General features: G+C 33.0%; 23 protein-coding genes. 13 read left to right on the top strand and 10 right to left on the bottom strand.

Annotated elements, in window-relative coordinates:
- Nucleotides 1-374: 374 nt before the first annotated feature.
- Nucleotides 375-1,001, bottom strand: a complete 627-nt coding sequence (locus ACODSB_RS07260; protein WP_053473921.1) for a Crp/Fnr family transcriptional regulator — start codon at nt 999-1,001, stop codon at nt 375-377.
- A gap of 472 nt (nt 1,002-1,473) precedes the next feature.
- On the opposite strand from ACODSB_RS07260, the gene ACODSB_RS07255 reads away from it, so the two are divergent.
- The 11 genes from ACODSB_RS07255 to ACODSB_RS07205 all read left to right on the top strand — a co-directional run bounded on the left by ACODSB_RS07255 (nt 1,474) and on the right by ACODSB_RS07205 (nt 15,034).
- Nucleotides 1,474-1,785 carry a rhodanese-like domain-containing protein gene (locus ACODSB_RS07255; protein WP_053473922.1) on the top strand — a complete coding sequence of 104 codons (312 nt, stop codon included), beginning with the start codon at nt 1,474-1,476 and terminating at the stop codon, nt 1,783-1,785.
- 74 nt (nt 1,786-1,859) lie between these two features.
- The gene (locus tag ACODSB_RS07250) at nt 1,860-3,440 is read left to right on the top strand and encodes an NADP-dependent glyceraldehyde-3-phosphate dehydrogenase (protein ID WP_488936544.1); all 1,581 of its coding nucleotides are present in this window, start codon (nt 1,860-1,862) and stop codon (nt 3,438-3,440) included.
- A gap of 211 nt (nt 3,441-3,651) precedes the next feature.
- A complete protein-coding gene (locus ACODSB_RS07245) occupies nt 3,652-5,523 on the top strand; it encodes a M1 family metallopeptidase (RefSeq protein ID WP_488936543.1) in 1,872 nt (623 codons plus the stop codon).
- A 93-nt stretch (nt 5,524-5,616) separates the two neighbouring features.
- On the top strand, nt 5,617-6,879 hold the full coding sequence (locus ACODSB_RS07240; RefSeq protein WP_488936542.1) for an alpha/beta hydrolase-fold protein: 1,263 nt from the start codon (nt 5,617-5,619) through the stop codon (nt 6,877-6,879).
- A gap of 10 nt (nt 6,880-6,889) precedes the next feature.
- On the top strand, nt 6,890-7,282 hold the full coding sequence (locus ACODSB_RS07235) for an ACT domain-containing protein (protein WP_488936541.1): 393 nt from the start codon (nt 6,890-6,892) through the stop codon (nt 7,280-7,282).
- Nucleotides 7,283-7,367: 85 nt separating this feature from the next.
- Nucleotides 7,368-7,985 (top strand): hypothetical protein, encoded by a 618-nt coding sequence (locus ACODSB_RS07230; protein ID WP_488936540.1) that lies wholly within the window; start codon nt 7,368-7,370, stop codon nt 7,983-7,985.
- Between the two features lie 97 nt (nt 7,986-8,082).
- Nucleotides 8,083-8,493, top strand: a complete 411-nt coding sequence (locus tag ACODSB_RS07225) for a GNAT family N-acetyltransferase (RefSeq protein ID WP_488936539.1) — start codon at nt 8,083-8,085, stop codon at nt 8,491-8,493.
- A 186-nt stretch (nt 8,494-8,679) separates the two neighbouring features.
- Nucleotides 8,680-9,051, top strand: coding sequence for a hypothetical protein (locus ACODSB_RS07220; RefSeq protein WP_309839328.1), 372 nt, complete (start codon nt 8,680-8,682; stop codon nt 9,049-9,051).
- Nucleotides 9,052-9,225: 174 nt separating this feature from the next.
- Nucleotides 9,226-10,308 carry an efflux RND transporter periplasmic adaptor subunit gene (locus ACODSB_RS07215; RefSeq protein ID WP_180858069.1) on the top strand — a complete coding sequence of 361 codons (1,083 nt, stop codon included), beginning with the start codon at nt 9,226-9,228 and terminating at the stop codon, nt 10,306-10,308.
- A 126-nt stretch (nt 10,309-10,434) separates the two neighbouring features.
- Complete coding sequence (locus ACODSB_RS07210) at nt 10,435-13,602, top strand: efflux RND transporter permease subunit (RefSeq protein ID WP_053473930.1); 3,168 nt, start codon at nt 10,435-10,437, stop codon at nt 13,600-13,602.
- Nucleotides 13,595-15,034 (top strand): TolC family protein, encoded by a 1,440-nt coding sequence (locus tag ACODSB_RS07205; protein ID WP_488936538.1) that lies wholly within the window; start codon nt 13,595-13,597, stop codon nt 15,032-15,034. The genes ACODSB_RS07210 and ACODSB_RS07205 overlap by 8 nt, the downstream gene beginning before the upstream one ends.
- Before the next feature lie 71 nt (nt 15,035-15,105).
- Here ACODSB_RS07205 and ACODSB_RS07200 read toward each other — a convergent pair whose 3' ends face one another.
- On the bottom strand, nt 15,106-15,855 hold the full coding sequence (locus ACODSB_RS07200; RefSeq protein ID WP_488936537.1) for a DeoR/GlpR family DNA-binding transcription regulator: 750 nt from the start codon (nt 15,853-15,855) through the stop codon (nt 15,106-15,108).
- A gap of 88 nt (nt 15,856-15,943) precedes the next feature.
- On the opposite strand from ACODSB_RS07200, the gene ACODSB_RS07195 reads away from it, so the two are divergent.
- Both ACODSB_RS07195 and ACODSB_RS07190 read left to right on the top strand, forming a co-directional pair.
- Nucleotides 15,944-16,477: a 5' nucleotidase, NT5C type gene (locus ACODSB_RS07195; protein ID WP_180858077.1), complete on the top strand. Its 534-nt coding sequence runs from the start codon at nt 15,944-15,946 to the stop codon at nt 16,475-16,477.
- A 161-nt stretch (nt 16,478-16,638) separates the two neighbouring features.
- Nucleotides 16,639-17,004, top strand: coding sequence for a hypothetical protein (locus ACODSB_RS07190; protein ID WP_488936536.1), 366 nt, complete (start codon nt 16,639-16,641; stop codon nt 17,002-17,004).
- 113 nt (nt 17,005-17,117) lie between these two features.
- Here the strand turns inward: ACODSB_RS07190 and ACODSB_RS07185 are convergent, their stop codons facing one another.
- The 8 genes from ACODSB_RS07185 to ACODSB_RS07150 all read right to left on the bottom strand — a co-directional run bounded on the left by ACODSB_RS07185 (nt 17,118) and on the right by ACODSB_RS07150 (nt 23,678).
- The gene (locus ACODSB_RS07185) at nt 17,118-18,470 is read right to left on the bottom strand and encodes a GH1 family beta-glucosidase (RefSeq protein ID WP_488936535.1); all 1,353 of its coding nucleotides are present in this window, start codon (nt 18,468-18,470) and stop codon (nt 17,118-17,120) included.
- Between the two features lie 430 nt (nt 18,471-18,900).
- On the bottom strand, nt 18,901-19,308 hold the full coding sequence (locus ACODSB_RS07180) for a hypothetical protein (RefSeq protein WP_488936534.1): 408 nt from the start codon (nt 19,306-19,308) through the stop codon (nt 18,901-18,903).
- A gap of 118 nt (nt 19,309-19,426) precedes the next feature.
- Nucleotides 19,427-20,482, bottom strand: coding sequence for a type I restriction endonuclease (locus tag ACODSB_RS07175; RefSeq protein ID WP_053473936.1), 1,056 nt, complete (start codon nt 20,480-20,482; stop codon nt 19,427-19,429).
- A 166-nt stretch (nt 20,483-20,648) separates the two neighbouring features.
- Nucleotides 20,649-21,548: a hypothetical protein gene (locus ACODSB_RS07170; protein WP_488936533.1), complete on the bottom strand. Its 900-nt coding sequence runs from the start codon at nt 21,546-21,548 to the stop codon at nt 20,649-20,651.
- A gap of 4 nt (nt 21,549-21,552) precedes the next feature.
- Entirely contained in the window at nt 21,553-22,821 is a 1,269-nt protein-coding gene (locus ACODSB_RS07165; protein ID WP_180858087.1) for an ABC transporter permease, read from the bottom strand.
- Nucleotides 22,822-22,824: 3 nt separating this feature from the next.
- Nucleotides 22,825-23,220, bottom strand: a complete 396-nt coding sequence (locus ACODSB_RS07160; RefSeq protein ID WP_180858089.1) for a tellurite resistance TerB family protein — start codon at nt 23,218-23,220, stop codon at nt 22,825-22,827.
- 18 nt (nt 23,221-23,238) lie between these two features.
- Nucleotides 23,239-23,445, bottom strand: coding sequence for an excalibur calcium-binding domain-containing protein (locus ACODSB_RS07155; protein ID WP_488936532.1), 207 nt, complete (start codon nt 23,443-23,445; stop codon nt 23,239-23,241).
- Nucleotides 23,446-23,453: 8 nt separating this feature from the next.
- Nucleotides 23,454-23,678, bottom strand: coding sequence for a DUF4236 domain-containing protein (locus ACODSB_RS07150; RefSeq protein WP_488936531.1), 225 nt, complete (start codon nt 23,676-23,678; stop codon nt 23,454-23,456).
- Nucleotides 23,679-23,899 lie beyond the last annotated feature (221 nt).

Genomic DNA, 23,899 nt, shown 5'->3' with positions numbered 1-23,899 from the left:
TTGCTTCGGAAATTATGAATCTACAGTAACATTTATCACATAGGGAATTTTTGCCCACGGATTTTACGGATGAAACGGGTTTACACAGATTATTTGTTGCATTGAGCAGATAATTTTAACACATAGAGACATAGCTTTACTAACTCAAAAAAAGGCGTTTCACTTTTCATGAATGCACATAGCTATGTGTAAATAATGTATTATTTATTTCAATCTATTATTAAGACAAAAAAACTATGTTTCTATGTGTTTAAAATTGAAGATAAAGTTTGTCAGTTCGAGCGAAGTCGAGAACCCGCAAAGCATTTCGACTTCGCTCAATGTGACAAAACATCAGTGAAAACCCGTTTCATCAGTAAAATCTGTGGGCAATATCACTTTAATAACTCAATCTGGTTTCGGTTTAGTTTGACCAAACCTCGTTGTTCCATTTTTTTAAGTAAGCGTGAAACAACTTCTCTTGAGGTATTTAATTCGGTGGCGATTTCTTGGTGTGAAAGTTTTACTTCAGAACATCCGCAGGCATCAGAATGTCTTTTTAAATAAAACTCTAAACGCTCATCCATAGAACGGAAAGCGATATTATCGACAACTTCCAGAACTTCTTCAAAACGGCTTCGATACGTTTCAATAACAAATTCATACCACGAACGGTGTTCCATCATCCATTTGTCCATCATTTGCAGTGGAATCATCATAACTGAAACATCTTCAACAACTTTTGCCATAATTTGGCTTTTTTCACTTTTTGCGGTACAAATCATCGAAATAGCGCAGGCTTGTCCCGGCTGCAGGTAATACATTAAAAACTCGCCGCCATCTTCGCCTTCACGGTAAATTTTTATTTTCCCTTTTGTAATTAAAACCGTGTTTTTAATATACTGTCCGGTGCGCATTAAAATAGTTCCGGCCTCAAAATCCTGATGGCTTCCGTTTTCTTCAATAGTAGCAATAAGTTCGCTGGAGAAATTAGGAAAGATGGTTTTTAATGAATTTTGCATTTATTGTATTTTTTTGCCACGAATTTCACGAATTTTCACGAATTGGTTTAGTGCTTATTCTTGAATTGATGACGAATGTTTTTTTTAAATATAGAATGTCTTTACTATGTATTGAAAATTATTTTTTTGACACAGATTTCACAAAATCCCAAAAATTAATTCGTGAAAATTAGTGTAATTCGTGGCAAAACATTTTATCAAAAAGAGATTAAATACTATAATTTTTTACAAAGATAATAGATTCAGCTGTCATAAATTGTCAGAAAACTATATTTGAAGGTATTTTGAGCAAATGAAAAAATCCTATTTTCTATCGATTTTCTAGGGTGTATTTTTAAAAATAGTAAGTAAATTTGTGTTTCACTGATTATAATACTTTCTCTAAAACGTTTTCTGAGAATAATAATCGAAATCGCATTTGGTACGTTTTTAATTAATAGAAACGTCGTAATTTTACAAAAACACATTTATTATGAATTTATCACAAGAAGATTGGGTTAATCAGCTTGCTGCTGACGAGAATGCAGTTATACTGGACGTAAGAACTGAAGACGAATTTAATGATGGCTATATTGAAAATGCTTTAAACATTGATATCAATAAAGGTCAGGGTTTTATTTATGAAATCGAAGAATTAGATAAAAATAAAAACTACTACGTGTATTGTCGTTCTGGAGCCAGAAGTGCTAAAGCTTGCCAGGTTATGAATGAATTAGGCATCGAAAATGCCTATAATCTGCTAGGCGGAATTCTAGACTGGGAAGGCGAAACCGTACAACCATAAAATGAAAAAGAGGCATAAAAAAGCCTCTTTTTTCATTAAACCGCTATTAATAACCAAATAAAAATTACCAGATTATGAGTTTAATTCCAGAAGAGTTTGAAATTAAAAGCCTTATAAATCAAGACACTTATCTTGTAAATGGAGAATTAAAGCAATGGACAGGGCAAACCACACCTATTTTTTCGACTATTTCTTCTACAGAAAAATATACGCCAACATTATTAGGATCTATTCCGTTTATGGCAGAAGCAGAAGCTGCCGAAGTTGTTGAAGCTGCAAATGCGGCCTACAATAAAGGGCAGGGATTATGGCCAACTATGAAAGTAGCGGACCGTATTAAATGCATGGAGAATTTTGTTAGCCAAATGAAAGAAACCCGCGAAGAAGTTGTGAAACTTTTAATGTGGGAAATTGGAAAAAACCTTGGCGATTCTCAAAAAGAATTTGACAGAACTGTTGAATATATTTACGATACCATTGCCAGCTATAAAGAATTAAACGGACGAAGTGCACATTTTGAAAAAGTACAAGGTGTAAATGCCATGATTCGCCGCGGGCCTCTTGGCGTAGTTTTGTGTCTTGGACCTTACAATTATCCTTTAAACGAAACTTTCTCATTGTTGATTCCGGCTTTAATTATGGGTAACACTGTAATCTTTAAACCTGCCAAACATGGTGTATTATGTATTTCGCCATTGTTAGAAGCTTTTAGAAGCAGTTTTCCAAAAGGTGTTATCAATATTGTTTACGGTAGAGGTAGAGAAGTAGCTTCGCCAATTATGAAATCGGGTAAAATTGATGTTTTGGCATTAATTGGAAACAGTAAATCGGCGATTGCTTTACAAGATCAGCATCCTAATAAAAACAGACTTCGTTTAATTTTAGGATTAGAAGCTAAAAATCCTGCAATTATTCTTCCAGATGCTGATTTAGATTTGGCAATTCAGGAATGTATTACAGGAACTTTATCTTTTAACGGACAGCGTTGTACGGCATTAAAAGTTTTATATGTTCACGAATCAATTATTGAAGAGTTTAATAAAAGATTCTCTGAAAAAGTGGATGCATTACAATTTGGAAATCCGTGGGAAAAAGGAGCTGCATTAACACCGCTTCCAGAAACAGATAAACCAAAATATATTCAGGGATTAATTGACGATGCAACGAGTAAAGGCGCTAAAATCCTGAATGAAAAAGGAGGAAAACATACCGATAATTTTATTTTTCCGGCAGTTTTATATCCGGTAAACAGCAAAATGCGTGTGTATCACGAAGAGCAATTTGGACCTGTAGTTCCGGTTATTTCTTTTAAAGATATTCAGCAGCCGTTAGAAGATATGGCTGAATCTAATTACGGACAACAGGTAAGTTTGTTCGGAAAAGATATTAAAACCCTTGCACCGCTTATCGATGCTTTGGTAAACTTAGTATGCCGTGTGAACTTAAACAGTTCTTGCCAAAGAGGTCCGGATGCTTTCCCATTTACAGGTCGTAAAGATTCTGCAGTTGGTACTTTAAGTATTCCAGATGCTTTGCGTTCTTTCTCAATTCGTACGTTTGTCGCTTCAAAAGATATCGCTTATAACAATGAAATTTTGCAGGAATTGCTAAACAGCAAGGAATCAAACTTCATTAATACCGACTATATTTTGTAGTATCAAGGTTATATATTAATTGTAGATACCGTCTTTTTCTTCTTGAATTAGGCGGTTTTTCTTTTTTTAAGTTGCTGAGATTCTGAGTTGCTAAGATTCTAAGTTTGATTTTTTATAACTTGGAAGATAAATTTTATCTATTTTGTAACTTTATTTTAAAAACGCGGTCTTATATAAAACACTTAAATTTTATAAAACCAAAAACCAGCTTATGAAAAAAACATTATTTCAATTTGCATTTATAGCTTTTTTGTTTTTGGCACAAACGGGCTTTGCACAAGAGCTTTATATGCCAAGAAATATTAAAGAGGCTTACGCCAAAGGAACTCGCTCTAAAGACGGGAAACCCGGAAAAAACTATTGGCAGAACCACGGAAAATATACAATGGATATTACTGTTGATGCCAAAACAAAATTGGTAAGCGGAACAGAAACAATCGTTTACGAAAACAATAGTAACGATAGTTTAAGAAACCTTGCAATTCGGTTTGTAAACAATCTTCATAAACCTTCTTCGCCAAGAGGCGGAAGCGTAAGTGACGATTTTTTAAGTAACGGATTAACAATTACGTCTCTAAAAGTAGCTGACGTAGTTTATAAAGAAGATGCCAGAAGCTGGGGAACTGTGGGAAATGTGAAATTGAAAAAAGCAATTGCACCACATTCTAAAATCACTATTAATATTGACTGGAATTATCCTTTATCTAAAGAAAGTGGAAGAGAAGGACAAATTGACGAAACTACATTTTTTGTAGCGTATAGTTATCCTAGAGTTTCTGTTTTTGATGATTATAACGGCTGGGACAGAATATCACACACAGATCGTCAGGAATTTTACAATGATTTCAACGATTATGTTTACTCTGTAAAAGCACCAAAAAATTATGTAGTTTATGCAACCGGAGATTTCTTAAATCCAGATGAGGTTTTACAGCCTGAGGTTGCAGCACGTTTAAAAAAATCGTACGTGACTGATGAAATCATGCATATTGCAAACGAACAGGAAATGAAAAGCGGTGTCGTAACCAAACAAAACGAATGGAATGTCTGGAAATTTGAAGTTAAAAATATCTCAGATGTATGTTTTGGTTTAAGCGATCATTATTTATGGGATGCGAGCAGCGTTGTGGTAGATAAAAAAACAAATCGCCGCGCAAGTGTACAGGCAGCTTATGATGTAAAAGGAACTGATTTTGTAAATTCAATAAAAAACAATCAATATGCTTTAGACTGGTTTTCTAATAACTGGCCTGGAGTTCCGTATCCGTTTTCTAAAATGACAGCTTTTCAGGGTTTTGCAGATATGGAATACCCAATGATGTGTAACGATTCACAAATGAATGATCCAAAATTTGCTCAATTAGTTCAGGATCATGAAGTAGCACATACTTATTTTCCTTTTTATATGGGAATTAACGAAACGCGTTATGCTTTTATGGACGAAGGCTGGGCAACCACTTTTGAATATTTAATTGGAATTGCAGAACACGGAAAAGAAGCTGCAGATAAATTTTATAAAGAATTTAGAGTTGAGCAATACATTAACGATAAATCAACAGAAGAAGATCAGCCAATCATTTCAATGTCTACACAAGTTTCTGGCCCGGGTTATGGAAACAACTCTTACGGAAAAGCTTCTCTTTCTTATATAGCTTTAAAAGATTTACTTGGAGATGATTTATTCAAAAAAGCACTGCACCATTATATGGATACGTGGAACGGAAAACATCCAATTCCGTGGGATTATTTTAATTCGATGAACACAGGTTCAGGAAAAAACCTGAATTGGTTTTTCAATAACTGGTTCTTTACAAATAATTATATTGATCTTTCTGTTAAAGATGTTTCAAAAAATACAGTTGCTATAGAAAACAAAGGAGGTTTTGCCATTCCGTTTGATGTAAATATTGTTTATACTGATGATTCAACAGAAACGGTTCATCAAACTCCGGCAGTTTGGGAGAAAAATCAAAATTCAGTTTCAGTTGCTTTAAGCAGTAAAAAGCAAATTAAAAAAGTTACGCTTGATGGCGGCATTTTTATGGATGCTACGCCAGACAATAATACGTGGGCAGCCAAATAAAAAACTTAAAAGCCGTCTTTTTCTAATGATAAAGGCGGTTTTTTTATCAGTCATAAAAATCTTTTAACAATGAACCAAATAAAATAGCCAATTATGAAAAGCAGCTTAGTTAGGATTTTAATGAATAAATTAATCTTGTTTTTTGTTTTTTTAATGCTGTCTACTATTGGATTTGCTCAAAAAAACTCAAAAATCGAAATAGGAACTATCGATAGTATTTCTTCAAAAATATTAAACGAGAATCGCAAAATATGGATTCATTTGCCCAAAAGCGCTCAAAATACAGGATTTGCAAAACAAAAATATCCTGTAGTTTATCTTCTTGATGGTGATGGACATTTTAGCTCGGTTGTTGGGATAATCGAAGAACTAAGTGAAGTAAATGGAAATACAAACTGTCCGGAAATGATTGTTGTAGGGATCACAAATACAAATCGTAATCGGGATTTAACACCAACACATTCTGAAGTTGATCTTCCGTTTGTTCCTAAAAATCTCAGTGAACAATCTGGAGGCGGAGAAAAATTTGCCGATTTTCTTGAAAAAGAGCTGATTCCGTATATTGATGCTAGATATCCAACTGCGCCATACAAAACATTAGTAGGGCATTCTTTTGGCGGATTGACTGTTATGAATATTTTGACTAATCATACTTCTTTATTCAATTCATACGTATCGATAGACCCAAGTATGTGGTGGGATCATGACCAGTTTTTAAAAGAAACCACTAAAAAATTAGCCGCAAAAAACTTAACCAATATTTCCTTGTTTTTAGCAGCTGCCAATACAATGGATGATAATATGGATGTAATTAAAGTTAGAAAAGATACTACTGCTTTTACAAGACATATCAGGGCTATTTTAAATTTAAATGATTTCCTGAAGGAGCATAAAAAGAGCAATCTTAATTATGATTACAAATATTATAACGAAGATAATCATGGTTCTGTACCTTTAATTGCAAATTATGATGCGTTTCGTTTCATTTTTAAATTCAATCAATTAAAGCTTTCTATACCAGAACAGATTAATTTTAATGCAGCCGTTTTTACCAAAATTGAAAAACATTATAATGATGTTTCAAAACATTTAGGATATAAAGTATATGTGCCGGAAAATGTAGTGAATAATTTTGCCTATCAATCGCTTGGGAAAAAAGACTTAGAATTTGCCGGATATTTATTCAGGTTAAATGTTGCCAATTATCCGCAAAGCCCAAATGTATACGATTCATTAGGCGACTTTTATGAAGCAAGCGGAGATAAGAAAAATGCAATTGCAAATTATGAAAAGGTATTAGCAATGGATAAAAACTTTCCTGAAACAAAAGGGAAATTAGATAAGCTTTTAAAATAAAACAGAGAAAATGTCAGGAGAAAAAGATCTTCAAAAATTACTTAAAACAATGAAACCTGAACACAAACAGGGCGATTATGTTTTTTGTAAAGTTGATACATTAGAGAATTTCAACTTAAATGAAGTTGAAATGTTTTTTAGGGAAAAAGAGGCTATAACGGTTATTCTGAAAGAAGAAATAGCGGTAAAAATGAAACTGAATTACTTTGTAGTGATGTCGTGGATAACGCTTACGGTACATTCTTCGCTAGAAGCTGTTGGCTTAACAGCCGCATTTTCAAAGGCACTTTCAGACCATAATATAAGCTGTAATGTTGTTGCAGCATTTTATCACGACCATATTTTTGTCAATAAAAAAGATGTCACAAAAGCAATGCAAATTTTAATTTCATTTTCAAATTAAATTTAAATCAGATTAAACTTATTTTTTATTTCAATTTGTAAGAAAAATATTCTAATATTGCAAAATAAAAATAAAGTTTAAACAGATGAAAAATTATTTGATTCTTATCATTTTGCTTTTTTCAGTAAAAGGTATAGCGCAAAATGCTTCAAAGGAAACATTTCAGAAAAATAAATACGAATTAGCTCTTTCTTATTTAAAGAAATCAGAGTATGTAAAAGCTCTTGATTTGTTTTCATTGGCATCTAAAATTAAACCGGAAAGCGAAATTGGGCAAGAATCATTAAAAGAGATAGATACCTTAAAAGAAATTTTAAGAAAAGATGTTTTAGAAAAAATAAGTGGAACCTGGTTAGTTACGGGCGATAAACCAATTTGGACTCTTAAAGCTAATGAAGATTTTAAAAACCAAAAAGTTGATAAATTAGTAGAAGTAGCGCAGGATAAAATTTTATTTTATGAACAGGATCGTAAATCAAAGTTAAAAACATTAGTCAAAACGGAGGATTTACTTTATTTTAATGATGATAGATCAGATTCTTTATATTCGGCATTTATTTTATCAGATGGAAGGGTTTGGGATTGTCTTTTAAATGATAATAATAAAGTAATGCGTGCCATTAACATAGGGAAATACGGAAAAAAAGGCGTCAAGAAAATAACCGAAAATAATTCTGAAGTTTATTTTATAAGAGAGAAGTAATTCAAAAAATCAATATAATTGAAAAGGGAATCTGTTTTATGATTCCCTTTTTATTTTAAAATTGATGTAATTTTGAACTTTCAGAAATAAACATAAAATGGAAATTAAACCAATTCAGGCTTCAGAAACCTGGCAGATAAGACACGAAGTAATGTGGCCGGATCAGCCTTTTGAATTTGTACAATTAGAAGAAGACAATTCAGGATTTCATTTTGGCGTTTTTGAAGATCATCAATTAGTTTCTATAGTTTCCTGTTTTATTGAAGGAAAAGAAATGCAGTTTCGAAAATTAGCTACTTTATCAGCATTTCAGGGAAAAGGAATTGCTTCTCATCTTTTAGAATATATTTTACAATTTGCTAAAGAAAGGGATTTAGAAAAAGTTTGGTGCAATGCCAGAACCAATAAAAAGTCTTTTTATGAAAAATTTGGAATGAAAGATACTTTTAAAACTTTCACCAAAGCCGGACAGGAATATACCATTATGGAAATCAATTTATCAAAATAGATTTCCTACATTATTCTAACAATTTAATACTAAGCCGCTTATTGTCTTAAAATACTTTAAAAAACGTCATTTTTGAATGTAATTTTAATGTAATAAAAAAATGAAAACGTTTTCGTTTTATATAACTGTTAAACCTTGTTAAAAATTCTTTTTTTGTTTTGATAGTTTTACTACTTTCGCACCCAAATGAGAAAGTTAATAGTATTTTTAGTATTCATGAATTTGCTTCTGCTGGGCGGAGGCCAATATCTTAATGCAAATACTTTTTCTCATCATCATAATCTTGCACAGAAACATAGAGTTAAATTCACGAGCCAGGATCGTGGAACTTCTATAATTGAAGATGCCGATGTTGATCTTGAAGAAGATCTGTTAGGAAATGATGATGCTTTACTTACGAATAAGCTTTTTGCTGCTTCGTACAGCTTAGTAGACAATTTGTATCTGGCACTTTCAGATCAGTCTGCAGCGAATGATTCCAATCGTTTTAAAATTTTTACGCCTTCTTTAGGGCATTCAAATCCTATCTACATTACTCAACGAGTATTAAGAATTTGATTTTACAGTATACATCGGTTACCTAAGTCGTGATCTCCATATCTCGTTGATGTATATTTTTTTTACTTCTGCTTATATGAAAATTAAGTTCTGACTTCTGGCTGGCTGATGCATTTTATCATCTAAAGAAATCATTATTCCAAGCATTCAATCGCTTAATTTCCAAACTAAATCATGAAAAAAATTATCGTGTTCACGGGCTTGTTTGCCCTAGTGTGCCTAACTAGCTGTACATCTAAAAAGGAAGAAAAAGAAGAAGTAGAAAAATTCACGGTTACAAATCCGGTAAGAATTGATACTTCATTTACAAAACAATACGTTTCGCAGATAAAATCTGTTCGAAATATAGAAATCCGCGCCCAGGAAAAAGGGTTTTTACAAAACATTTATGTTGATGAAGGACAGTTTGTAAAAGCAGGGCAATTATTGTTCAGAATTATGCCAAACATGTATCAGGCAGAATTATTGAAAGCACAGGCTGAACAAAAATCAGTAGAAATTGAACTGCAAAATGCTAAATTACTGGCAGATAAAAATATCGTTTCTAAAAACGAATTGAGCGTTGCTCAGGCAAAATTGCAATCTGCAAAAGCAGAAGTTGCATTAGCAAAACTTCATTTGTCATTCACAGAAATCAGAGCTCCGTTTGACGGAACAATCGACAGAATTCCTTTAAAATTAGGCAGTCTTATCGACGAAGGCGAATTATTGACAAGCCTTTCAGACAACAGTCAAATGTTTGCTTATTTCAATGTTTCTGAGCCAGAATATCTTCAATATCAAACTAATATTAAGGATCGTGCCGGAAACAAAGTGAATTTGGTTTTAGCAAATGGAGATACTTTTAAAGAAAAAGGTAACGTAGAAGTTATCGAAAGTGAATTTGACAATGAAACAGGAAATATTGCTTTTAGAGCAAGATTCCCAAATTCAGCAAAATTACTTAGAAACGGAGAAACTGGACAAGTTCAAATGATGGTTCCTCTTAAAAATGCAATCGTAATTCCGCAAAAAGCGACTTACGAAATTCAGGATAAAAAATATGTTTTTATAGTTGATAAAAATGATAAAGTAAGTTCAAAAGAAATCACTATTACAGGAGAAATCCCTGATTTGTATGTGATTAAAACAGGACTTAATGAAAATGATAAAATCTTACTTGAAGGTGTTCAGAAAGTAAAAGAAAATGACAAAATCAAATACGAATTTGAGTCTCCTAAAAAGGTAATTAATAACCTGCGCTTAAAAGCAGAATAGTTATTTGTTTTTATAGTTTCAAGTTTCAGGTTTCAAGTTTGCACACTGAAAACCTGAAACCTTAAACTTGAAACTTGAAACCCTTTTTAAACTTCAAATAAGTTTAATCATTAAAAAAATATAAAAATGTTTAATAAATTTATTCAAAGACCCGTATTGTCGATAGTAATATCGCTGATTATTGTCTTTTTAGGAGTATTGTCGGTATTGAATTTACCAATTACCCAATTCCCTTCGATTTCTCCTCCTATGGTAAACGTTACTGCGGATTACCCTGGATCGAATGGAGAGCTTATGATTAAATCTGTTGTAATTCCATTGGAAAGAGCCTTAAACGGTGTTCCTGGAATGAAATATATGACTTCTGATGCCGGAAATGATGGTGAAGCGAGTATTCAGGTTGTATTTAACTTAGGAACAGATCCTAATCAGGCAGCGATTAACGTTCAAAACCGTGTGGCTTCGGTTACTAATAAACTTCCTCCTTTAGTAATTAGAGAGGGTATTAAGATTACACGTGAAGTTCCGAGTATGCTGATGTATGTGAACCTTTATAGCACGGACAAAAACACCGACATGAAGTTCTTGTACAACTATGCCGATATCAACGTATTATCTGAATTAAAAAGGGTGAATGGAGTTGGTTCCGGAGATATCTTAGGAACACGTGAATATGCAATGCGTATTTGGTTGAAACCAGATCGTATGTTAGCATATAAAATTTCTGCTGATGAAGTAATGGAAGCATTATCAAGTCAGAGTTTGGAAGCTTCGCCGGGTAAAACGGGAGAAAGTTCTGGTAAACGTTCTCAGGCATTTGAATATGTATTGAAATATTCAGGACGTTTTACAACGAAAGAACAATATGGAAATATTGTGGTAAGATCGAATGCTAACGGAGAACTTTTGCGATTGAAAGATATTGCAACTGTTGAATTTGGAAGCTCGATGTATGATATCTATTCTAACCTGAACGGAAAACCTTCTGCAGCGATTGTATTAAAACAATCTTTTGGAAGTAATGCGAATCAGGTTATTGAAGATGTAAAAGCGAAACTGGAAAAAATCAAGCAAAAATTCCCAAAAGGAATGAATTATGAAATCTCTTATGACGTTTCTAAATTCCTTGATGCTTCTATCGAAAAAGTAATTCACACTCTTGTTGAAGCTTTTATTTTAGTTGGTATAGTAGTTTTCCTTTTCTTAGGAGACTGGCGTTCTACGGTAATTCCAGCAATTGCGGTACCTGTTTCATTGGTTGGAACATTTGTGTTCATGACATTCTTTGATATTTCATTGAACTTAATTACGTTGTTTGCTTTAGTATTAGCAATTGGGGTCGTCGTCGATGATGCGATTGTAGTTATTGAAGCCGTTCACGCCAAGATGGAAGAAGAACATCTTTCACCATTAAAAGCGACTAAAAAAGCAATGCACGAAATTGCAGGGGCAATTATTGCGATTACGTTCCTGATGGCGGCGGTATTTATTCCGGTTGCGTTTATGTCTGGTCCTGTTGGAGTTTTCTACAGACAGTTCTCGATTACAATGGCAACAGCGATTATTCTTTCTGGTATTGTGGCGTTGACTTTAACACCTGCACTTTGTGCGATGATGTTGAAAAACAATCACGGTAAACCTAAAAAGAGAACTCCTGTAAATATATTTATTGATGGTTTTAACAACAAGTTCAACCTTGCACAAGGTAAATACCAAAATGTATTAGGTAAAATTGTAAACAGAAGAGCTGTTACAATTATCGCACTTCTTGGTTTCTGTGCCGGAACATGGTTAATTAGCAGCACGGTTCCTTCTGGATTTATCCCGAATGAGGATCAGGGAATGTTTTATGCTATTATTCAAACTCCTCCGGGTTCATCATTAGAAAGAACAAATGATGTTGCCTTGAAGCTTCAAAAAATATCAGAAACTGTAGAAGGTGTAAAATCAGTATCTGCATTGGCGGGTTATGAAATTTTGACTGAAGGTACAGGATCAAACGCGGGAACTTGTTTGATCAACTTAGAAGACTGGAACGATCGTAAACAATCTGTTCAGGAAATTATGACGGAACTGGAAGAAAAATCAAAAGATATTGCAGGTGCAAATATTGAATTTTTCCAACCGCCGGCAGTACCAGGATATGGAGCTGCAGGAGGATTTGAGCTTCGTTTACTGGATAAAACAGGTACTACAGATTTCAAAAAACTGGAAGAAGTTAATAAAGAGTTTGTTGAAGAATTGAACAAACGTCCGGAATTATCTAACGTATTCAGTTTCTTTAGTGCGAGTTTCCCTCAATACATGATGAAAGTTGATAATGATTTGGCACAGCAAAAAGGAGTTTCTATTGAAAACGCCATGAACACTTTATCAACTCTTGTGGGAAGTAACTACGAGATCAGTTTCATTAAATACGGTATTAACTATAAAGTAATCGTTCAGGCTGCTCCTGAATACCGTGCACAGCCAGATGATATCCTGAAATTGTATGTAAAAAATAATCGTGATGAAATGGTTCCTTTCTCTGCTTTTATGAAGTTAGAAAAAGTATACGGACTTTCTGAAATTACGAGACACAACATGTACACTTCTACAGAAATTAGTGGTGGACCTGCTCCGGGATACAGTTCTGGTACAGCTATTAAAATCATTCAGGAAATAGCAGCTAAAAAATTACCTAGAGGTTATGACATTGACTGGGCAGGTATTTCTGCCGATGAGGTTGCTCAGGGTAATCAGGCAATTTGGGTATTCTTAATCTGTTTAGGATTCGTTTATCTGGTATTAGCAGCTCAGTATGAAAGTTTTATTTTACCATTATCTGTAATTCTTTCTTTACCTGCGGGTATTTTTGGAGCTTTCCTTTTATTGAAAGTTGCAGGATTAGAAAACAATATTTATGCGCAGGTTGCCATGGTAATGCTTATTGGTTTATTAGGTAAAAATGCCGTATTGATTGTAGAGTTTGCGATACAAAGGCACGCAGCCGGAAGAACCGTTTTAGAAGCTGCAATGGAAGGAGCAAAAGCAAGGTTCCGTCCTATTTTGATGACTTCATTTGCGTTTATTGCGGGATTATTACCGCTTGCATTTGCAACTGGTCCGGGTAAAATTGGTAACAGAACCATTGGTACTGCGGCCGCTGGAGGTATGCTTATAGGAACTATTTGCGGAGTATTTGTAATTCCGGGCTTGTATTACATATTTGCCAAAATTGCAGAGAAACACAAACTGGTAAAACATGAAGAAGAAAATCCATTAACAGAAGAAATTGATAACAATCATGTATAAAGTTAAATTATATCAATACAGTATTGCATTGGGTTTATGTCTTGCCGTGGCAGGATGTAAAGCCCCTGCAGCTGAAACAGCAAGTACAAGCGCTCCGGTTCCGGAAGCATTTGGAAGCGTAAAATCGCAGGACACTACAAATACATCGACTTTAAAATGGAAAGATTTCTTTAAGGATCAAAACCTTGTAGAGTTGATTGATGTTGCTTTAAAAAACAATCAGGAACTGAATATGACTTTACAGGAAATTGAAATTGCAAAGAATGATATCAGAGTTCGTAAAGGTGCTTTATTGCCTACAGTTGGCGTTCGTGCCGGTGCAGGAATCGAAAAAGTTGGACGTTACACAAGCCAGGGTGCAGGTGATGCAACAACAGAAATTAAACCGGGAATTGAAACCCCAGATCCGTTACCGGATTATACAATTGCAGCTTATGCAAACTGGGAAGTAGATATCTGGAAAAAACTGCGTAATTCTAAAAAAGCAGCCGTAAACCGTTATTTAGCAACTGTTGAAGGGAAAAATTTTGTAATTACAAACCTTATCGCTGAGATCGCTGATAATTATTATGAATTATTAGCTTTAGACAGTCAATTAGAGATTGTAAAACAAACGATTACTTTACAGACAAACGCTTTAGAAATTGTAAAAATCCAAAAGCAAGCGGCAAGAGCAACTGAGCTTGGAGTTCAGAAGTTTCAGGCTGAGGTTTTAACTTCAAAAAGTTTAGAGTTTGAAATTTTGCAGAAAATAAAAGAGAACGAAAACAAAATCAACTTTTTGTTAGGACGTTATCCGCAGGATATTAAAAGAGACAAAACCAATTTTACAGATTTGCTTCCGGCAGCTGTAAACTCTGGAATTCCGTCTCAATTATTAACAAATCGTCCAGATGTTAAACAGGCAGAATTAGAATTAGTTGCTGCAAAATTAGATGTAAAAGTTGCTCGTGCTGAGTTTTATCCCTCATTAGATATTTCAGCGGCTTTTGGAGTTCAGGCTTTTAAACCATCTTATTTGTTTACATTTCCTGAATCGATTTTATATTCATTAGCCGGAGATATTGCTGCACCTTTAATTAACAGAAATGCGATTAAAGCAGAATTTTCTAGTGCTAATGCAAGACAGCTTCAGGCGTTGTACAATTACGATCGTACCATCCTGAATGCATATTTAGAAGTTTCAACTCAGCTTTCTAAAATTGATAATCTTCAAAAAGGTTACGATTTAAAATCACAGCAAGTTGATGCCTTAAATAAATCAATTGATGTTTCAAACGATTTGTTTAAATCGGCAAGAGTAGATTATTTTGAGGTTTTAATGACTCAAAGAGATGCATTAGAAGCTAAATTAGAATTAATAGATACTAAAAAAGAACAATTAAATGCTGCAGTTCATGTTTACAGAGACCTGGGCGGCGGATGGAAATAATATTGCCTGTTAATTTGTAGAGAAAAAGCCTTTCGGAAATTAAATTCTGAAAGGCTTTTTTTATTTGTTATTTAAAGAATAGTCAAACCTATTTCTTTATATGTTTTTAAAATTTCATCTTCCGGAGAAATGTTCGTCACCAAAACGTCGATATCTGTAATTGGGGAAATATAATAAGCTTCTGCAGTTCCCACTTTTTCAATAGAGCTGAGTGCTATAACAAGATTAGAATTCTGAATCATGCTCTTTTTAATTTGAGAATCATCATATAAAACGCCTGTAATACCACGCTCGTGATGAATACTGCAAATTCCCAGAATACAAACATCTGCCCTGAAATTTCGTAAAAAGTCTATCGTATCAATTCCAGAAGTGGTAAAAGAAGTTTTACTCATTAATCCTCCCGCAAAAATTAATTCGATATTTGGTAAATCTTCCACTAATAAAGCAACGGGAAAACTGTTTGTAACAACAGTTAATTTTAAATCGTAAGGAAAACTTGCAACCAATGCAACAGAAGTTGTTCCGCCATCAATAAAAACAACTTGCCCGTCTTTTAAATACGAAATCGCTTTTTCGGCAATGATCTTTTTATTTTCAACATCGTGTTTTTCTCTTTTTCTATAATGCAAAGGAATTGGCGAAGGAGCAACCGCGCCGCCGCGAACGGCTTTTAAAAGTCCCTGATCTGAAAGTTCTTTTAAATCACGTCGAATAGTATCTTCTGAAACGCTTAAATATTCACTTAATTCTATAGATGTTACGCGATGTTCTTTAGATAAATATTCTAATATAACCTGTTGACGTTCTTCCTTTTTCATTTTACTTGCGGTTTTATATTGCAAAAATAAGTTAAAAATTGCAATATATTGCAATTTTTGCATAATTTTACCGCAAAATAAATTTACAATGAGAAAGAAAACAATTGCAATAGACATGGATGGTGTACTTGCCGACATTGACGCACAATTAATTGACCATTACAATAAAGCTCACGGAACTACTTTATCAAAGGAAAGTATTAAAGGATTAACTTCTGATGTTGCTTTTAAAGAAAGAGATTTTATTCATAAACTTTTGCATTCAGAAAACTTCTTTAGGACATTGCCTGTAATGCCCGATGCTGTTGAAAGTTTACTTGAATTGGATAAAGATTTTGAAATCTTTATTGTGTCTGCCGCAACAGAATTTCCTATTTCACTTTCAGAAAAAATGGCCTGGCTTGCGGAGCATTTTCCTTTTATTAAATGGGATAATATTATTTTATGCGGCAGCAAAAGAATTATCAATACCGATTATATGATTGATGATCATTGCAAAAATTTAGATTATTGTATGGGAAAACCTATTATGTTCACTGCATTTCATAATGTGAATCAAAATCATCATATAAGAGTAAATAACTGGAAAGAAGCCGTTGCGCTTTTAAAGGAAACATTATAAGCTGTAAAGGTTATAATTTTATTGTTTTTTGAAGAGAAAAGCCTTTTAGAAGAAATTCTGAAAGGCTTTTTATATTTAAAATAGCTTTCGTGGTTATACTGAAAAATAGCAGTCAGATCAATAAAAATATTTATATTTATAAAATAATAAAGATTATTTTTATGAAAAAAGTTCTACTGTTATTAATCGTTTTTTGCCTTTTTGGATGCAAAAAATTTGTTGTTTCGTTTGAGCAGCCTACAGATATGAAGTTAAATAATTTAAAGCTGGAAGTGCTTCTGGATAAAGAGAAAGTTCAGGATATTAACTTAAAAGCGGCAAAGGGATCACCTACTTATGAAACAGCTGATTTGCCAGTTTCTGACGAAGGAAAACACCAGCTTCAGATAAAAGTAAAGGACACAGTATTTAATTATGAAATAAAATATCCTGAAGAAAGATATATTATGGTAACTGCCCATTTAAAAGCGAATGGTAAAATCCATGTCGGAATTTTAAAACAAGCTTATAAATATAGATTTCATTAATCGCAAAGTTCGCAAAGCTAATATTTAAAATAAAGCTTTGCGAACTTTTGCGGTTTCTAAAAATATTTAAATAAAATACCTTGCGATCTTTGCGTTAAAAATATTTAAGCAGGTTAAGATAAAAAATCTTTAAACCACAATCCTGAGTTTTTGATGGTTCTTTTTTGTGTTTCGAAATCAACGTGGATTAATCCAAAGCGGGCATTATAACCTTCTGCCCATTCGAAGTTATCGGTTAAGCTCCACACAAAATAACCTTCAACATTTAAACCTTCTTCTTTCGCTTTTAAGATTTGTTCTAAATGATCCTGAATATAATGCGTACGTTTTATATCGAATACTTTTCCGTTTGTAACAGTATCAGGAAAAGCGGCACCATTTTCAGTAATGATAATTTTTTTGATGCCTTTGTATTCGTTGAATTTTTTTAGAACGTGATACAATGCCGGCGGATAAACTTCCCAGCCCATATCAGTTGAAATTACGTTTCGTTTTTCGGCACTTATTAATTCGGCACCAATATACGGAACCAACATGGCCGATTTTACAACTTCACGCGTATAACATTGTAATCCGATGAAATCAAAATCAAAATCGAGATTGTTTAAATCATCTTCTAAAATATAATTATTCAGCTTTTTAAGCACCGGAAGATCTTTCTGCGGATATCCCAAACCTAAAATTGGCTCGATAAAAGTTCGGTTTAATAAAGTATCGACACGTTTTGCGGCTTCAATATCTTTTTGACTATCTGTTGCCGGTTCAATATGCGTACATGAAAATGTAGTTCCAATATTAGCATTCGGAACTTTGTTTCGCAAAATTTTCGCACCTGCAGCCGTTGCCAGCGTTACGTGATGCATGGCTTTAAGATAATTGGTAATTCCCTTTTTTCCGGGTGCATGAATACCTAAAAAATATCCCGCTCCGGTAAATACCGAAGGTTCATTAATTACCATCCAGTTTTTGACACGATCACCAAAATACTGGGCACAAACTTCAACATATTCTGAAAACCAGGAAACCGATTCGCGGTTTGTCCAGCCTCCTTTTAATTCGAGTTCATGTGGTAAATCCCAATGGTAAATCGTAATCCAGGGTTCTATTCCAGATGCAAGTAAGGAGTCGATAATTTTATTATAATGATCTATTCCGGCTTGATTTACAGGATGAGTTCCTGTGGGCATAATTCGAGGCCAGCTGATAGAGAACCTAAAATTTGGAATATTTAATTCCTTTATTAAATCAATATCACCCTGATAAGAATTATAAAAATCGCAGGCGGTTAGGGCATGATGTCCGTTTTTTATTTTTCCTTTTTGAGAAGTAAAAACGTCCCAGATAGAAGAACCTTTTCCGTCAGAATCATGTGCTCCTTCAATTTGGAAAGCGGCGGTAGAAACACCCCACAAGAAATCTTCACCAAATTGGTTTTTGTTCAAAAATGAGTTTTCAATTTTATTCATTCAATAGTACTTTCCTTTATTTTTAAACTGCTTATTAATGAAGGAAAGAAGATTGCATAGCTCTTAAAAAAAGCCATTCTTTGAATGATACTAGAAAATTTAGGTTAAAGAATTTCATAACGATTAGTTTTATTCAAATTACTAAAACTAATGTGAATTTATTGTAAAGCCATTATTATCAAATAATTAAATAAAAAATGGGAAGATAAATCAATCTTCCCATCCACAAAGAGTTAAACCAAGGCCCTGAGCTTGTTTGAGTGATGTTTTGACCACTTCCTGCCTGCAGGATGATAAACCCCGGCAATGTTCTTTATAATGATATTTTTTCGATCCGTTTGATCCGCAGATATAAACACTGCTATCCGGAGGACAAAAAGAGGTTAAAAAAACAAAAAATAAGAGTAAAGCATATTTCATTAGTGCATTTTTATTTGACAATTAAATTGTATTCGTTTCCTTTTTTATCAACAGCCTTTAATTTTCCGTATGCGATCCATTCGGTATTAATTTCTATTTCGGCAACCGTGTCGTTTAAAATTCCGGCGCCGTATTTTCCCTGTACGTTAATATTCCCAAAAACCGAATCGCCTGTTGCATTTATTCCTTTTACATCATAATTATATTCATAGTTTCCAGAATTTCCGGTTCGGTATTCATAATGATACGTTTTATTTACATGATATGTTTTTGCTTCTTCTGGCGTAATCGTTTTCCGATCGTCTGCTGTAATTACCGGTTTATAAAATGTATTGATTTGCGGCGGAGGCGGAGCAGAGACCTTTTTGCAGGAATAAAACGTAAATAATAAAAGTAAGATGAGGTAGTTTTTTGACATAGGCTTTTGTGGTATTTGGTTAGACTTAAAATCCTATTTTTAAATATTTTATAGTTTTTAAAGCAACGATAAATCTAATTAGAATTATGGTCTTTAAAATGAGTACTTATACGGGTTTTTATTCTGTTTCGTAAAGGGCAGCTGTATCTAATAATTCTTTTTCAAATTGATAAATATCGTCAATAGAAGAAATAGAAATTTTTGCTTCTGTTTTATTATCATTAAATAAGCTGATGTATTTTTTACCTCCGTTTAAATGCAGTCTGCACAAAGGTTTACGGTTGTTATCGTCCAGCAAGATTCCAAAATAAGATTGCGTATCACGATGAACAATTCGGCTGGTTGGCAGTTTTCGACGTAAAATAGCCACTACTATACGATAAGCGTCAAGTTCTTCCTCGGTAGTATTAACTTTATTATCGTCTTCAACTGTTGTAATTTCTTCGTCTTGCTGTTTAATCGTTTCTTTGGTTAAAGCAGCATTTAATCGGTCATTAATTTTGTCATTAATAAATTGACTGACAGATTTCTGAACCAAATCTTTAAATTCATCTACGACTTTTTCAGTTAATCTTCCTGTGTATATTTTACTGGCAAATACTTTTGTAAAATCGTTTGACGGACTTTCTAATTCAGCATTAATCAGCTTCTTGATTTCTTTAATGTATTTTAATGAACTGGCATTGCTTACAATATTATCTACATCGAAATTGGCTTTATGAAATTTTGCAATTTCGTTTATCGTATTTTCCTTAAGATTGCAAATGTCAAATTCTAAAAATGGTTTTTCATCCATTTTATTCTGATCGTCTAAATCAGTAAAAAACTGATAATTAATTCCATTGGTTAAAAGGGCAAATCGGGTTTTTGTAACATGGAAATAACGAAACAACTGCGAATTATGAACCGTTAGCTTTTCTTTCCAGCTTTTGCATTCAACAATTATAATTGGTTCTCCATTTTGAAAAATAGCATAATCTACTTTTTCTCCTTTTTTTAAGCCGAGATCTGCAGTAAATTCAGGAACAACTTCTAGCGGATTAAAAGCATCGTAACCCAAAATATGTATAAAAGGCAGTACAAAAGCATGTTTTGTAGATTCTTCTGTTTCGATTTTACTTTTCAGCTGATTTATTTTATCGGCTAACGATTTTAGTTGAATATTCATTTCCATTGGTTTGTAGTTTAAATTAATAATTCAAATGTAAAACCAATAAAAATCAGTGTATTATGGAAATCCGTAATGTAGTAAATTTTTTAAAAGAAGTTTTTATGAAACTTGTTTAAACAGAAAAAAGAGGACAATGAAGTTCCTCTTAAAAAAAATAGATTTTGTTTTTTTATTCTTTTTCTAAAATAAAATCTTTAATGATTTTATCCATATTTGAAGGAAGGTCGGCATTTTTAATTTCGAAATGTTTTATTTTCATATCGGCAAGCCATTTACTCCAATATTCTTTAATTACTTTTTCTTCGTATGGATTATTTTTGCTTGGATTTACCCCTAAAACTAAAACTTCAAGATTAGATAAATCTTTATCAATTTTAATAAATCCCAATTTTTTGTCCTCAAATTTTTTCTGCCAGTCGTTTGTATTTAAACCATTTTGTTTAATTAACTGCGGTGTTAAATAATTAGATAAATTTCCATCTTTGATTTGCGTTCCTTCATAAAACATATACCCGTCGGTTAAAATAATCAGGATATTTCTATAATCCTTTTCAATACATTGATCTTGTACTTTGCTGTCAAAAAAGTTCCAAATATCAGAACCAATATATTTATCATCTTTAATCGCTGATTCATAAATTGATGCCGTTTTTGATGAATAAGTATTGTTTATAGAATTGAGAAATTTTTTTGAAGCATTGTCTTTATCAACTGTAATTCTTAATTGTTTCGAAATGGAATTAATTGCAGGATTTTCAGGTTCCGGATTAAAGAACAACTGCATTTTGTCATCAATCTGTCTCATTCTTTTTGATTTTAAATGCTGTGTAAAAGCCTCAGAAACCGTTTTGATATATCCTAAATCTCTCTCATAGATTTCCATTGTTGGATTTGGATTTTTTTTAAGGCTTATTCTGTCTGATAAATCAACAAGAATACTAATGTTATAATTTTCTGAAACCGAACTTTTAACAGCGGTTTCTTTTTCTTCATTTTTGGGTTCTTCTTTGCATGAAAAAAATAAAATCAATAATAATGACATGGCCATTTTGAGTAAAGTGTTTTTCATAATATTAGTTTTTAAAATACACTAAATGTTGAAAATCGGGATCGACTAAATTTAATTTTCCAAGATGTTCTTCAGATAAATTTTCGCAGCCTTCCAGTAATTCTACTTTTTCTTTGTGAGGTAAAGCAATTTCGGTATTAATGGCCTGAAACCAGCCTTCTTTATATTGATGATGGTAATGCAGATATTCTTTTACAGGAAAAACAAAACCATCTATTTTAGATTGAAGTTCAGAGATTTTTCCATTAATGGTCACAATCTGCTGTTTGAAATCGTTGGTTTTATTGATGTATTCTGCTTTTAATTTTTCAAGGTTTAGTAAGTTCTCTTTTTTGCCTCTAATAAAAGCTCTGATTTTATCAATGTTTTCAAATTCTTTCATTACAAAATCAAACACAAGTCCCCAGATAATATAAACTACAAAACCGGCAAATATGATCATCCAGAATTCTGGCTGTCCAAGAGCGATGTTTAAATTGTATGGCGAAGACTCAGTTGTTTTATTAAACTCGTATATTTTTTTCTCAATGATGTAGGCTAAAAGCGAATCGAATAAAAAGGTAATGGCAAAAAGGGAAATTAATCTAAGTATGTTCTTGAAACCTTTTCCTTTTTGAACCATATGAATTACGTAACCTAATCCCATAAAAACAAACGGAATTGTAACCACCAAAACTCCTTCGAGCCAGCTTGCTTTAAATGCATTTGTAAAAGCATCGGCATCAAAAATTGCGGCGGTTAAACTGTCATTTGAAAATTCTTTGAAAAAAGCAGAATAAGAAGCCGAAATATAAAACACCAAAACATAAAGTGTAATGGGCAGCAACAGGATCAAACCAATATAAAATTGTGCCTTTAAACCTTTTCCTTCTTCAATTCCGTATTTATCGGGATTGCGTTTTACTTCGATAATTTCATTTTTAATCTGATCAATGTTTTCATTGACATCCTGTTCTTTCTTTTCATAAATACCAATTGCGGCTTCAGATTTTTTCAGCTCCGTTCTGTTTTTTTCCTGTTCTTCACGATAAGGCTGTTTTAACCTGTCTTGTTCCATTTTTTGTTTTCGGCATTGATCTTCAAAACTCATATATAAATTTTGAAGACAAGCTTTTAAAACAATAGGTTTTCCGGTTGCTTTTACAGATGCGGCGAAACCACTCTGATAGTACGTGATTCTAATTTGTTCTCTGTCTTCTTCATTTTCTTCTAAAATTTTAAAAGAAGAATCCTCAGATTTTTTTAAACTAAATAATTGGGTAAGTGTTTTCATAACTTAAGAGTTTAGTTGACTAATAATTTCTTCTTTTCCGATGTTTTTCTGAACGCAGCCAATAAGATAATCAGATAAATCATTGATATTTTCTTCCAGAAAATCAAATTTTCGGCAATACTTTCTAAGCATATTTAGTTCATCATCAGTAACTTTTTCATCGGCCCAAATAATTCTGGTCAGATCATACAGATATTCAATTTTTGTGTTTAAGGATTCAGGAACAATGAATTCTGTATTAACAGGATTTAAAAAAAGTTTATCCAATTCTTCTTTCGGAATTCCTCTTTCATCAGCAAAATGATACAGCATTTGAAGTTCTAATACATCAAATTGATCATCGGATAATGCCATTTGATACAATCTTAAAAAATGGCTTTTTAGTTCTAGTGTTATCATGGTTTTTGGTTGTTTATTTTATTCGCATGCAATTCCATCTCCATCAGCATCCAGATTTTTGTAACAGCTTCTGTTACTATTGAATGCCGCTTGTGCATCCGCATGAGTTGCAAAATCGCCACAAGTTTTTGTTGGACAATCTGAATCAGATTCTGAACAAGAAATTGCGAGTATAAAAATTGCTAAAATTGAAAATAAGAGTGTTGTAATTTTTTTATTTTTCATGGTTAATATTATTTTAAATGATAAATTAAAAATGTAAGAAGTCCTGTAAAAGCAAATATTACAAGACACCCGCTGCTTTGGTATCTTAATCCGGGTATACCGGTTTTGGTAGAATAACCATTTTTACTAAATGTTCCCATTTTGGTTCTAAGACTTGGAGAAATTCCGGATTTACTAATGTTTAATCCAAGTCCGCCTCCAAGTCTAATTCTTTTTTGAAATCGAAAGCTCATGATTTTTAGGTTTAGTTAATTAAAGTTTTTATTTGTTTGTAAACTTCTCTTGACTCTTCCTTTATTTCATGTCAATCGAAGTCAGAAATACGAACTACTTTCTTTTTTTGTAGTGATTGTGTGTGCTTGAGTTTTTATACTTTCCTCCTTTATGAGAACTACCTTTGCCACCTTTGTAGTGACCACTTTGAGCTTCAATACTACTTCCTAGAACAAGGAAG

It is taken from the genome of Flavobacterium sp. FG68, assembly GCF_057808895.1.
Note: the sequence above shows the minus strand (reverse complement) of the source record. Positions and strands in the feature narration are given on the sequence as shown.